9 protein-coding genes and 1 riboswitch are annotated in these 13,267 nt (G+C 63.2%); of the genes, 6 read left to right on the top strand and 3 right to left on the bottom strand.

All coding sequences use genetic code 11. From position 1 onward, the window contains the following. The first annotated feature begins 95 nt into the window (after nt 1–95). Nucleotides 96–386, top strand: a complete 291-nt coding sequence (locus AAID99_RS10845) for a hypothetical protein (RefSeq protein ID WP_035442530.1) — start codon at nt 96–98, stop codon at nt 384–386. Between the two features lie 283 nt (nt 387–669). On the opposite strand, the gene AAID99_RS10840 is transcribed toward AAID99_RS10845, so the two are convergent. From AAID99_RS10840 to AAID99_RS10830, 3 genes are read right to left on the bottom strand one after another with little or no spacing between them, the layout of a single operon-like run. Further along, nucleotides 670–1,929 (bottom strand): D-amino acid dehydrogenase, encoded by a 1,260-nt coding sequence (locus AAID99_RS10840; protein ID WP_498493846.1) that lies wholly within the window; start codon nt 1,927–1,929, stop codon nt 670–672. After that, nucleotides 1,926–3,071: an alanine racemase gene (gene alr / locus AAID99_RS10835; RefSeq protein ID WP_498493844.1), complete on the bottom strand. Its 1,146-nt coding sequence runs from the start codon at nt 3,069–3,071 to the stop codon at nt 1,926–1,928. Before alr ends, AAID99_RS10840 begins: the two co-directional genes overlap by 4 nt. A gap of 57 nt (nt 3,072–3,128) precedes the next feature. After that, the gene (locus AAID99_RS10830; RefSeq protein ID WP_498493843.1) at nt 3,129–4,151 is read right to left on the bottom strand and encodes an NAD(P)/FAD-dependent oxidoreductase; all 1,023 of its coding nucleotides are present in this window, start codon (nt 4,149–4,151) and stop codon (nt 3,129–3,131) included. A gap of 149 nt (nt 4,152–4,300) precedes the next feature. Beyond that, a riboswitch (SAM-I-IV-variant riboswitch) is annotated at nt 4,301–4,413 on the top strand. 51 nt (nt 4,414–4,464) lie between these two features. Here AAID99_RS10830 and AAID99_RS10825 point away from each other — a divergent pair. From AAID99_RS10825 to addA, 5 genes are all read left to right on the top strand, one after another. Beyond that, nucleotides 4,465–5,490, top strand: a complete 1,026-nt coding sequence (locus tag AAID99_RS10825; RefSeq protein WP_498493841.1) for a threonine aldolase family protein — start codon at nt 4,465–4,467, stop codon at nt 5,488–5,490. Beyond that, a complete protein-coding gene (locus tag AAID99_RS10820; RefSeq protein ID WP_229719555.1) occupies nt 5,487–6,125 on the top strand; it encodes a trimeric intracellular cation channel family protein in 639 nt (212 codons plus the stop codon). Before AAID99_RS10825 ends, AAID99_RS10820 begins: the two co-directional genes overlap by 4 nt. A 124-nt stretch (nt 6,126–6,249) precedes the next feature. After that, on the top strand, nt 6,250–6,684 hold the full coding sequence (tsaE, locus tag AAID99_RS10815) for a tRNA (adenosine(37)-N6)-threonylcarbamoyltransferase complex ATPase subunit type 1 TsaE (protein ID WP_188425523.1): 435 nt from the start codon (nt 6,250–6,252) through the stop codon (nt 6,682–6,684). Then, complete coding sequence (addB, locus tag AAID99_RS10810) at nt 6,681–9,662, top strand: double-strand break repair protein AddB (RefSeq protein ID WP_498493840.1); 2,982 nt, start codon at nt 6,681–6,683, stop codon at nt 9,660–9,662. The genes tsaE and addB overlap by 4 nt, the downstream gene beginning before the upstream one ends. Further along, a complete protein-coding gene (addA, locus tag AAID99_RS10805) occupies nt 9,659–13,177 on the top strand; it encodes a double-strand break repair helicase AddA (protein ID WP_498493838.1) in 3,519 nt (1,172 codons plus the stop codon). Before addB ends, addA begins: the two co-directional genes overlap by 4 nt. Nucleotides 13,178–13,267 lie beyond the last annotated feature (90 nt).

Here is a 13,267-nt window from a genome sequence, read left to right as displayed (position 1 = left end):
TGTTAGCGTCCACGAGGTCATGAGTTCAGACGGCCCTTTTCTTCGGACTGACTGACGCCTGTGATTATGTGAATTCGTTTTCTGGAGCTCGTTTCATGCTCGTTTTCAATCGTCGCCTTCTCACCGGTGTTGCCGCTCTTGCCATGACGCTGAGCGTTCCTGCTTTTGCTCAGGATGCGGCTCCGGCTGCCCAGGCTCCTGCCGCTGCTGCGCCGGCCGCTCCTGCAGCGCCGGAAGCCACCGCTCCGGCTCCGACGTCTGAAGCTGCTCCGGCGGCATCGACCGACGACAAGGCTGCCAAGCACAAGCATAAGGGCAAGCACAAGCACAAGCACCACAAGAAGGGTGCAGAAGCTGCCGCCGAGAAGGACGCTTCCGGCAACTGATCAGTCCTGAGACTGGTTACGGAAAAGGGGCCGGAAACGGCCCCTTTTTTGTGCCCGATGCGCCATGTCCCGGGAGGTATGAGGCGATGGCCCACAAGGCCTGCTTCAGCTTGTCGGTCAGGCTGCTGGACATGCTTCAAAGCTGACGGCCTCCTGTAACAAAAGACCGAGCAGAGCTGTTTGTATCGTGCAGTCATGCCGCCTGAAGATCAGATCGTGATCTTCAGGCCGGGGTGAAGGGGGCAAGCCCCCTTCCGGGTTCAGGGCAGAGCCCCAAAGCCCCTCAGGAAGTATAGCGATCCAGCGACAGATCGAGCGCCGGAATATCCGTGCGCTTGCCGCTGATGCGGTCAGCCAGAATCCGGCCCGAGCCACAGGCCATGGTCCAGCCCAGCGTGCCATGGCCCGTGTTGAGCCAGAGATTGCTGTAACGGCCGGACGGGCCGATCACAGGCGTACCATCGGGTGTGCAGGGGCGCAGGCCGGTCCAGTAGCGGGCGCGGCTGAGATCGGCGCCGCCATACATCTCGTTGAACGAGAGTTCGAGCGTCTCGCGACGATCCTGGCTCAGCTTGAGACGCCAGCCAGTCAGTTCTGCCGTGCCGCCAATACGGATACGGTCGCCAAGGCGAGTCATGGCCACCTTGTAGGTCTCGTCATTGACCGTCGAGGTCGGCACGCGGCTCTCATCGGTGATCGGCGCCGTGAGCGAGTAGCCCTTGACCGGATAGACCGGCAGGTCGAGCTCGATCGGCTTGAGCAGACGCGGCGAATAGCTGCCAAGCGCCAGCACATAGGCGTCGGCTGTCAGGCGGCCAGCACTGGTGCGGATGCCATAAATGGCATCGCTTGCTGCCTCGATGGCCTGGATCTCGGTGCGGAAGCGGAAGCTCACGCCTTTTTCCGCGGCCATGGCGGCCAGGCGCTGGGTGAAGAGATAGGCATCACCCGACTCGTCGCCCGGCAGACGCAGGCCGCCCTTGAGCAGATGACGGGCGGCACCCAGACCAGGCTCGTATTTCAGCACCTCGTCCATGCCCAGAAGCTCATGCGTCACGCCGCTTTCGGCCAGCAGACGCATGTCTTCATGAGCGTGCTCAACCTGCTTGTCGGTGCGGAAGAGCTGGATCAGCCCCTTCTGGCCGTCATCATAGGTGATGCCGGTCGAGCGGCGCAGTTCGGCCTGACAGTCGCGGCTGTATTCCGCAATACGCAGCATACGGCTCTTGTTGATGTCATAGGCATGATGCGTGCAGTTGGTCAGAAGCTGCGTCATGAAGCGCAGCATGGGCGCGTTGACAGCAGCCGCGCGCACCACGAGCGGCGCATGTTTCTGGAACATCCAGCGCGCTGCCTTGAGCGGCAGGCCCGGCATTGCCCAGGGGGTGGAATAACCCGGCGAGACCTGACCCGCATTGGCAAAGGAAGTTTCGAGGCCGACACCGGGCTGGCGATCGATGACCTCAACCTCATGGCCCTGTTCGGCGAGATACCAGGCAGTAGTGACGCCGATCACACCGGCGCCCATGACGATGATCTTCATTGTGAACTCTCAATGTATTCACGATGGAAGCGCTTCCCGAGACTGGTCAGCAGCTCATATCCGATCGTATCCAGCGCTGAGGCCAGTTCGTCCAGCGGACGGTGGGGGCCGATCAGCTCGAAACCCGTGCCGGGGGGCAGATCCATATCTCCCAGCGCGGTGACGTCCAGCGCCATGCAATCCATCGAGATCCGCCCTACGACAGGGAGCGAAATCTCGGGTCTTGCAGGCAGGATCGCGCTGGTGAGGCCACCGGCGCGGCGATGAAAACCGTCGGCATAGCCGACGGAAAGCGTGGCAATGCGGGTCTTCTGTGTGGCCACAAAGCGGGCACTGTACCCGACTGCAGTCTCCGGGGCGATCCACCGATCCTGAACCAGCCCACCCAGCATGGTAACGACCGGATGCATCGGGTTGGGAAGGGCAGGGGTCGGATTGCCGCCGTACAGCGCGTAGCCAGGGCGAACCAGAGAGAAGTGAAATTCTTCGCCCAGAAAGATACCGCTCGATGCCGCAAGACTGGCTGGCAGGGCAGGGAGCTTGCGCCTCAGCGTTTCGAATGCCCGGCGCTGCCCCTCATTGCGTGACGAGGTGGCATCATCCGCGCAGGCGAGATGGCTCATGACGAAGGCGATATCAAGCGCATCGGGCAGACCCTCTGCACAGAGCGTGTCGAGATCCCCTTCCGAAAGACCGAAACGCGACATGCCGCTATCAAGCTGAAGCAGACAGGCTGCCTTGCGCCCTGTTTCCCGGCAGAGCGCCGCCCAGCGCCGCGCCTGGTCAAGGCTGTTCAGGACAGGTGTCAGGCCCGAGGTAAGAAGAAGCGCTTCGCTGCCCGGGGGCGGACCGTTCAGAATGCAGATGGCCGCATCTGCGGGAAGGAGCGGACGCAGGCCCAGCCCCTCGTCAACCGTTGCAACAAAGAAGCGACGGCAGCCCGCACGGTACAGGGCCGGGGCGACACGCGCCACGCCCAGCCCATAAGCATCGGCCTTGACGGCAGCGCCCACGGCAATTTCTGTGCCCACCTTCTGTTGCAGCAGGGCGTAGTTCTGCTTGAGGGCATCAAGGTCGATTCGCAACCACCCTCCGGCGCGATGTTTCGCGCCTGCTTCCACCTCGCTCTGCTGTACTGTCATAAGGGTTCGCGTCTTTCGATCATTTCGGAATCATTCTAAACCGCGCCCTGCCGTCGCTCAAGAGCCTGCGGGCACACCCTTGCTGGTGGAATATTCGAAATGCAGCGCCTGGTCAGGATGAACGATGGGGTGGATGGCATGAGCGGCCATTGCGCCCTCGCTGAAGCCCTGCAAAATCAGCTTGAGCTTGCCGGGATAGGTCGCCACATCGCCAATGGCAAAAACGCCGGGCAGGCTGGTTTCCATGGTCGAAGGCGTCACCGGCAGGGTGCTGCGGATCGTGTCGATATTCCAGGTGGCAATCGGGCCGAGGTCGGTCGAAAGCCCGTAGAAAGGCAGCAGCGTATCCGCCTCGATACGGCGCACCTGCCCATCGAGATCAATCACGTCGACAGCTGACAGGGCGCCATTGTCACCCTGAAGCGCATGAAGCTGATACGGCACCACCTTCTCGATGCGGCCTTCTGCCACCCGGGCCTCGATCTGAGCCAGTGTTTCCGGCGCTCCGCGGAAGCGATCGCGGCGATGTAGCAGATAGATCTTTTCAGCGATGTCCGAGAGCGACAGCGCCCAGTCGAGGGCGGAGTCGCCACCACCAGCCACGACAATGCGTTTGCCGGCAAAATCGGCGCGCTTGCGGACGTAATACTGAACGGCTCCGCTGGCCTCGTAGGCGTCAAGCCCCTCCAGCGGCGGGCGATTCGGCCCGAAAGCACCGGCACCGGCTGCAATGATGACAGCCCGTGCCGTCACGATCTGGCCCTTGTCCGTCTCGAGCGTGAATGCGCCACGGGCGCCAGAGAGCTTCTCGACACGCTGGCCAAGCAGACGCGGCACATCGAACGGGGCGATCTGGGCATCAAGTGCCGCAATCAGTGCGCCGCCTTCGATCGAGGGATGGCCCGGAATGTCATAGATCGGCTTCTCAGGATAAAGCGCCGCACATTGGCCACCGATCTCTCCCAGAGCGTCGATCAGAACGCAGGAGAGTTTGAGCATCCCGCATTCGAAAGCCGCAAAAAGGGCGGTCGGCCCTGCACCGATAATGGCGACATCGATGTCGAGAGGAGTCTGGCCCATAAGCGCGTTCAATCCTGTCTGTTATGTCCTGTGTTCCTCATAGCAGCTAACAGAAACCGCGAGGCTCGCCCAGAGCCGGAGGATGGCTTGCGTTAGCGCCTGTCGGACAGAAGCACATTGCGTGACACTCATGGCTTTGATACGAAAGCCGCCAGCATCAAGAGCCGACAGGTCCTGTCGGCGCCAACCTGCTCCCGGGCAAGGTGGTATCTCCGGTTTCCGCCGGAGAGATGTGGCCGCTCCGGCAATCTCGGGACACGCCACACCCCCCTTTCGCACGGAGCCCCTGTACGTCCAGAAAGGACTGATCATCGTGGCCCAGCAATTTGCCAGTGACAATTATGCCGGTATCTGCCCCGAAGTCTGGGATGTGATGCAGCAGGCCAATGCGGGTTCAGTGCCGGCTTATGGCGATGATGAATGGACAAACCGCGCCTCTGACAGTTTCCGCGCGCTGTTCGGCACCCAATGCGAAGTGTTCTTTGCCTTTAACGGCACGGCAGCCAATTCACTGGCGCTGGCATCGCTCTGCCAGTCCTATAACAGTGTTATCTGTTCATCTTTCGCCCATGTCGAAACTGATGAGTGTGGTGCTCCCGAATTTTTCTCCAATGGCTCCAAGCTGCTGGTGGCTCGCACGGACCACGCCAAGCTGTTTCCGGCAGACATTCGCGCTCTGGCGACGTGTCGAAGCGATATCCACTATCCCAAGCCCAAGGTCGTGACGATCACCCAGCCGACCGAGACGGGTGAGGTCTATTCTCTGGCGGAAATACGCGCCATTGCCGATACCTGTCGCGAACTGGGGCTGCGTCTGCATATGGATGGCGCCCGCTTTGCCAATGCCTGCGCCGCTCTGGGCTGCACGCCCGCTGAAATGACCTGGCAGGCAGGGGTGGATGTGCTGTGTTTTGGCGGCACGAAAAATGGAATGGCCGTTGGCGAGGCGATCCTGTTTTTCGACCCGGCCCTGGCCGAAGGCTTCGATTATCGCTGCAAGCAAGCCGGGCAGCTGGCGTCGAAAATGCGCTTCATCTCCGCACCCTGGGTCGGTCTGCTGGAGAGTGGCGCCTGGCTGCGTAACGGCCAGCACGGCAATGACAGCGCCCGGGCTTTGGCGGAGCGGATCACGGCAGTTCCCGGTCTTTCCCTGATGTTTCCGGCGCAGGCCAATGCCGTGTTTCTCAAGGCACCGGAAACCGTGCTCGAAGGGCTGCGCAAGCGGGGATGGCGTTTCTATACGTTCATCGGCGGGGGGGCGCGCTTCATGTTTGCCTGGGATGCCGCACCCGAACGCGTGGCACAACTCGCCGCCGATATCGAGGCGCTCGCGGCGTGAGCCCTGCCACTCTTGCCAGTATTCATGCGCTCTCGGCATCGACATTGTCCGATCTCGACATGGCGGGCACGGCTGTGTTTGCGATATCGGGCGCGCTTGTTGCTGCAAGGGCAAGGCAGAACATGGTCACCTTTGCGTTCTTCGCGGCCATGACCGGCGTTGGAGGCGGCACGCTGCGCGATCTGCTGATCGGCGCGCCGGTATTCTGGATGCATGCCACGGCGCCGATTGCCGTCTGTCTGGGCATCGCCCTGCTGGTCTGGTTTACGCCTCATCGTGTCTGGCATGAGCGTGCCATCGACTGGTTCGACGGGCTGGGGCTTGCCTCTTATGCTGTCTATGGTGCCGCCAAGGCCACAGCCTATGGCATTCCTTGGTTGCCAGCGGCCATCATGGGGGTGGTCACGGCCTGCATGGGCGGCATTATCCGTGACGTGCTGGCAGGTCTGCCCTCCATCGTGATCCGGCCCGAGCTTTATGTCACCGCTGCAGCCCTCGCCGCAGGGTTATATGTCGGCCTGGATGCTGTCGGTCTTCCTCCAATCGCGGCAGGGGCGATTGCCGTGGTGCTGGGTTTCTGCCTGCGCGGCTATGCCATCCTCGGCAAGGTCGACCTGCCCGCCTATCGCCGGTAAGAGCTTTACCTTCGGGCCTTTTTGAGGCCCTTCAGGTCAGATCTGCCAGAAGCGTCAGACATATCGGGCTCGCTCGCTTGTCAGCCCCCTACCCATCCAGATAGCCGGGCTTTACACTGTCAGTATGAGCCAAATCGACCTGCCCGATCAGCCCGCCACCGAAGCTTTCGCCGCCCGTCTGGCGGGTCTTGCGCAGCCGGGAGATGTGATCGCGCTGCATGGCGAGATGGGCATGGGCAAGAGTGTGTTTGCCCGGGCCTTTCTGAGAGCGCTGGCGCAGGATCCTGCACTTGAGGTGCCCAGCCCCACCTTTTCGCTGGTCCAGACCTATGACACCGCCAAAGGGGCTGTGGCGCATTTCGATCTCTGGCGTCTTGATGGGCCGGACGCTCTTTTCGAGCTCGGCTGGGACGAGTTGCAGGAGGGCATCATGCTGGTCGAATGGCCCGAACGCGCAGAAGACGAACTGCCCGATCATGCGCTGCATCTCACCCTGACCGAAGGGGAAGCCGAAGAGGCGCGCAGGATGACCATCAAGGGCTGGAGCGGCAGGCTGTGATTCTCGCAACCATCCCCGCAGACCGTTCCTTTCTTGATGACGTGGCAAGACGCTGGCTTGAGGGGGGTGCTGCTCAGGACGATGCCAACGCGCTGATTCTTGTGCCGGGGCGTCGTGCGGCACGCAACCTCACCGAGGCGTTCCTGCGTTGTCTCGATGGCAAGGCGGCATTATTGCCGCGCATCCTGCCAGTGGGCGATGTGAGCGAAGACGATCTGGCGCTTTCGGGTGTCGAGGCGTTTTCCTTTCCTGCCGCGGTTGATCCGCTGCGTCGTCTGTCGGTTCTGGCGGCGCTGGTTCTGCGGGCGAAGGGCGTATTCAGCGCGGAACTGACGCTCGAACAGGCCTGGCCTCTGGCCTCGGCTCTGGCGGAGTTGATGGACGATGCCGAGCGTGTGGGGGTCGATCTGCGCGAGCGCCTGCCCGATGCCGCCGAGCCGCGTTTTGCCGATCACTGGCACAAGACGCTGCAGTTCCTGCATATCGTCACCGAAGCCTGGCCCGCCTGGCTGAGCGAAACCGGTCTGATGAACCCGGTGGCGCGTCAGGTCGCCGTGCTCAGGGCGCAGGCCGAACGCTGGACGCAGGCACCCCCGCAGGGAAGGCTCTGGGCTGTGGGTTTCACCGATGGCATGTTTGCTGTCTGCGCCATTCTTCGCGCCGTGCTCGATGCGCCTCAGGGTTGCGTGATCCTGCCCGGTGTCGATCTCGATCTGCCCGATACGCTGTGGGCAACCCTGCCGGAAAGCCATCCGCAATCGGGCTTTCGACGTCTTCTCGATGATCTGGGTGTTTCCCGTGAAACCATCACACTCTGGGATGACGGGGTGCTACCGCAAGGGATGGTTTTTCGCGAAGCCATGCAGGACCGCATAAAGCTGGCAAGCCTGATGATGCGCCCCATGGAGGGACTTTCTGCCTGGGGAGAAAGCACAGTGCCTCTGCCTCTGACCGGAATCACCCGTCTAGATGCGGCCGATCAGCAGCAGGAAGCCGCCAGCATCGCCATGATTCTGCGAGAGGCAGTTGAAAGCTCCGGCAGAACGGCATCGCTTGTCACCCCGGACCGCGCTCTGGCCAGACGAGTCGCGACCGAATTGCTGCGCTACGGCATCGTGGCGGATGACAGCGCAGGCGAGAGCCTCGCGCTCAGCCCGGCTGCGATCCTTCTCCGTCTTCTGGCTGAGGCCGCTGCCGAAAATCTGGCGCCGGTGGCGCTTCTATCCCTGCTCAAGCATCCGCTCGTGGCGCTTGGCAGCACACCCGGCAATTGCCGTGCAACGGCGCGCCGTCTCGAGCGTCTGGTTTTACGTGGGCCTGCACCACCACCGGGCATGAAAGGCCTTCGTCAGGCGCTCGATCGTCAGGACCAGAGCGAGGCCGAGAGTGCCGATCGCCCCGATCAGGCCGAGCCGCTCGATCTGTTTCTGGATCGTCTCGACGCGGCTGTCTCGCCCTTGCTGAATTGCGGTGCCCTGCCTCTGCCGGAGCTGCTGACACGCCTTATCAGGGCGGCGGAAGCTCTGGCCAGCACGCAGGAGCAACCGGGTGAAGAGCGTCTCTGGATGGGCGCAGAGGGCCATGCCCTGTCACGTCATCTGGTCGGTCTGATGACGCATGGCGCAGTTCTGCCGCCCCAGAGTCTGGTGGGGCTGCCTGCATTCCTGCTGGCGTCGATGGCCGGGAAAATGGTGTTCGGTCAGCGCGTTCTGCAGGGGCGCGATGGCGAGGCGCTGCATCCCCGCGTGTCCATTCTGGGTGTGCTTGAAGCGCGTCTGCAATTCGCCAATCTGGTCATTCTGGGTGGGTTGAACGAGGGAATCTGGCCCCCCGCGACCGATCCCGGGCCCTGGCTGAGCCGCCCCATGCGCACACGCGCCGGTCTGCCCTCGCCGGAGCGGCTGATCGGCACCGCAGCGCATGATTTCACCACGGCCTTTCTCTCGGGTGAGGAAATCGTGCTGTCGAGTGCGGCCAGACGCGATGGCGCCCCTGCTGTTCCGGCGCGCTGGCTGGTGCGTCTTGAGGCGCTGCTCGAAGGGCGAGGGCAGAAGTTGCCCGCCCATCCCGCCCTGATCTGGCAGGCCACCATGGATCAGCCTGCAGGAGCAGCGCGCCCCGTGCTGCCGCCCGAGCCTCGCCCGCCCGTCGCCCTGCGTCCGCGCCGGCTTTCCGTGACCGAAATCGATTCCTGGCTGCGCGATCCTTATGCGATCTATGCGCGTCATGTGCTGAAGCTGAAGGCGCTGCCCGCGCTGGAGGAAGCTGCTGATCGCTCCGATATCGGTGTGGTGGTGCATGACGGGATCGATCGTTGGCTGGAACAGGGACAAAAGGGCGGCAGGGCCTTGCATGAATGTCTGCTTGCGGTGCTCGAAGCCCGTGAGTTGCGCCCGGCCCTGGCTGCCTGGTGGCGCCCGCGTGTGTTGCGCATTGCCGACTGGGTGTGTGAGCGCGAGGCACTGCGTGAGAAACCTTCCATGCTGAAAACCGAGCAGAAGGGCACACTCACCCTGACGCCGCCTTACGCCCCGTTCCGCCTGACGGCCCGCGCCGACCGGATAGAGATCGGGCAGGACGGTCGTGCCACGATCATCGATTACAAGACGGGCTCTCTGCCCAAGGTGAGCGATGTCGAAGCCGGTTGGAGTTCGCAGCTCGTGCTTGAAGCGGCCATGCTGCGTCTGGGTGGTTTTGCCGGTCTGCCAGCGGCGGAGACCGCCTCACTGCTTTACTGGCGTCTGACGGGCGACCGTCATCGCGGTCAGGAGCTCAGCGTGCCGCGCAAGCCCGAAGATCTGGAGCCCCTTGTCGATTCCGCGCTCGACAGGCTGCGTCGACGTGTCGAGGTTTTTGACGATCCGAAGACGGCCTATCGTTCTCACCCTCACCCCGATTATGTGCCGCGCTACAGCGATTACGCCCATCTGGCCCGTGTGTCGGAATGGAGCGCCGCGCGTGAGGAGGGCGGAGAATGAGCGATCTGGCAAAGCTGAATTCGCAGGTCATTGCCACAGCCAATGACATCCAGAGACAGGCTTCCGATCCGCTGGCGTCGGTTTTCGTCTCGGCTTCGGCGGGGAGTGGCAAGACCAAGCTGCTGATCGACCGGCTGCTGCGCCTGATGCTGCCGGTGCTGATGCCCGACCCCGAGACGGGGGCGCCGGTATTGCTGCCGGGGAGTGACCCGGCACGTATCCAGTGTCTGACCTTTACCCGTGCGGCGGCGGCGGAAATGGCCAATCGCCTGCAATCCCGTCTGGGACGCTGGGTGTCTCTGCCCGATGACGCCCTCGATCGCGAATTGCACGGGCTCAGCGTGCCGGTATCGCCTGAAACCCGTCAGGCGGCTCGTGCCCTCTTCGTGCGCGTGCTCGATCTGCCGGGAGGCATGAAGATCGGCACGATCCATGCATTCTGTCAGTCGCTGCTCAGGCGCTTCCCGCTGGAAGCGGCCATCAACCCGCATTTCACCCTGATGGAAGAGACGGATTCAAGCCTCGCTCTGGCCAATGCCATCGAGCAGACGCTGTCTCGCGCCAAGGGTGACCCGTCAATGGAGGCGCGTCTCACCCTTCTGGCGGGGCAGGTCGGGCTGGAAGATTATCTCGATCGCATCAGGGCGTTGCAGGGCCGTGTTTCGCGGTTGAGGCAGAGTTTTGCGCGCTGGCAGATCGAGCCTGGCGCCATCGAGCGGGCCTATCGCAAGGCTTTTGGCGCCGAAGATGAGGTCGATCTGGCTGATCTCGAAGCCCAGCGCTGCGCCTCACCGCAGGAAGATGTCCTGCGACGTTGCGCGCAGGAGGCTCTGCCTCTTGGTACCGCCACCATGCAGGCGACCCTGACCAGGATGCTCGACGCGCTCTCGCGCCCGGCAGTCGAGCGCGATCCTGCTCTGTGGGTCGAGTTCTTTGTGACCGGCACCGGCACACCGAGGGCCGCGCGGGCTTTTGTCCCCGCTGCCATCGCCCGCGATCGGCCTCATATCATGGAGGCGTTCACCGCCGAAGCCGAGCGGCTCATCGCACTGGATCAGGCGATTGCCGTGCAGCGCCTGATTGCGCTCAATCTGGCCCTGTTCGCTCTCGCAGCCCCCACGCTCGACCGTTACGCGCAGGACAAGACGCTGCGCGGTCTGGTCGATTACGACGACCTCATCGCCAGCACGCGGGATCTGCTGCGCGATCCGGGTGCTTCCTGGGTATTGTACAAACTCGATGGCGGTCTCGATCATCTGTTGCTTGACGAGGTGCAGGATACGTCCGCAGCCCAATGGGAAATTGCGACGGCGCTGATCGAGGAATTCTTCGTGGGTGAGGGCGCCCGCGAGATGGAAGGCCGCCCGCGCACGGTTTTCGCGGTGGGTGATTTCAAGCAATCCATCTATGCCTTTCAGGGCGCCGATCCTCAGGGTTTGTTCGGCGCGAGAGATCGCTTCCGCGAGATGGTTCTGGGTGCGGAGCAGGACTGGCGCAATCCTGAAATTGGCGTGTCCTTTCGTTCCGTCACGCCAGTGCTCGATCTGGTCGATGCGGTCTTTGCCAGCCCCCTTGCCGCTGATGGTTTGCGCGAGCCGGGGCGTGACTCCCTGCCGCCGCATCGTTCTGCCCGCCCCGGTCAGGGCGGGCGCGTCGAGCTCTGGCCACTGGTCCCGGCAGATGAGAAAGACGCCATTGACGACCCATGGGCGGCCCCTACCGGCAATGCGGGACAAAGTCGTGCCCCGCAGAAACTGGCCGATACGCTGGCTCAGTGGATCGCCCGTCAGATCGGCAAGCCGCCCCAGCCGGGCCAGGCGCCGTTGCGTGCGGGTGAGGTTCTGGTTCTGGTGCCACGCCGTTCGGCCTTCCTGCGGGCGCTCATTCGCGCATTGAAAGGTCAGGGCGTTGAAGTGGCGACACTCGTCGGTGTCGGGCTCACCGATTCACTGGCGGTGCAGGATATGATGGCGCTGTGTCATGCGCTGCTTCTGCCTCAGGATAACCTGACCCTCGCTACGGCGCTGACCTCGCCTTTCGGTGGCGTCAGCGATGCCTCGCTCATGGATCTGGCGATGGAGCGTGGCGAGCGCCCGCTCTGGACGGTCCTGCGGGAGCGCCATCTCGAACGACCCGAATGGCAGAGTGCGTGGGAGCGACTCTCCGCGCTTCAGACCCGTATCGATTTTGCCACCCCCTATCAGATTCTGGCCGATGCGCTGGGTCGTCATGAAGGGCGCGCCCGGGCACTGGCCCGTCTCGGGCCGGAGGCGGCAGAACCGCTGGATGATCTGCTTTCTGCAGCGCTGCGTTTCGAGGCGCTGCACGCGCCGTCGATGCAGGGCTTCCTGCACTGGCTTGCTTCCAGCAGCCTGACCGTCAAGCGCGAGGCCGAGTCCGAGATCGATGCCGTGCGCATCATGACCGTTCACGGCTCCAAAGGATTGCAGGCCCGCCTCGTGATCCTGCCCGACATGACGGGTGAGGTGCAGGGCGAGACGAAGCTTCTCTGGACGCGCCAGAACGGGCTTGATCTGCCTGTGTGGATGCCGGGCAAGGAATTGCCCTCCAGGCTTGGGGACAGACTCAAGGAGCAGGAAAAGGAAGCGGCGCAGGCAGAGCGTAACCGCTTGCTCTATGTCGCTCTGACACGTGCCAGCGACTGGCTGGTCGTGTGTGGCTGGGAGCCGCGACGCAAGCCGAGCGAACACTCCTGGTATGCGCTTTGCGAGGCCGGGTTCACCCAGCTGGGCACATCAGCCTATCCCTTCGAGGGCGGGTGGGATGGCGAGCGCCTTGTGATCGAGGCAGAGCCTGAAAGCGCCCCTCAGGCAGCGAGATTGCGCACTCCTGTTTCTCCTGTACCGATGCCTGCCCTGTTCGGTCATGCTCCGGACTGGCATGCGCAGCCTGCACCACATGAGGCGCCGCTCACGCGGCCTCTGGCACCCAGTCGGCCGGATAATGCCTCCTATGGCGCGGCACCGCCGGCCCTGTCGCCTCTGCAACTCGCTGCAGGGCAGCAGAGCGGGCGTAAACGCGCGCTCGATCGTGGCACGCTGGTGCATCGTCTCCTGCAATGGCTGCCCGACCGTGACGAGTCGGAATGGCGTTTTCTCGCAGAGGATTTTCTGTCCCGGCCTGCCCATGGTCTTGCGCCTGACGCCGTAGAGCGTCTGGTGACGCAGGTTCTGGCTATTCTGAAGGATAAGACGCTCGCCCCGCTTTTCGCGCCTGGCAGCCTTGCGGAGCAGCCGATCACAGGCCTTGCCTTCGGTCAGGTTGTCCTTGGTCAGGTCGATCGTCTGCGTGTGACCGAAAGCTGCGTGATGCTTTGCGATTTCAAGACAAATCAGCACCCGCCCCGCCCCGGTCAGGCAGTGCCTGCCGCCTATCGACGCCAGATGGCGGCCTATGGTGCCGTGCTCAGGCAGCTCTATCCGGAGCATGAACTTGTCATGGCACTGGTCTGGACCGAAGGCCCGACCGTCAGTCTTGTTCAGACGGAGGCGTAGCGCCGAAGCGTGACGGATGACTGACGCTTCATGGGGCCGAGGCTCGTGAGAAGCGCAGCTGCCCGTTTCGGTGACGCGGGGCGCTTCGAC

Source organism: Asaia sp. Ae19-3 (assembly GCF_059801175.1).
Note: the sequence above shows the minus strand (reverse complement) of the source record. Positions and strands in the feature narration are given on the sequence as shown.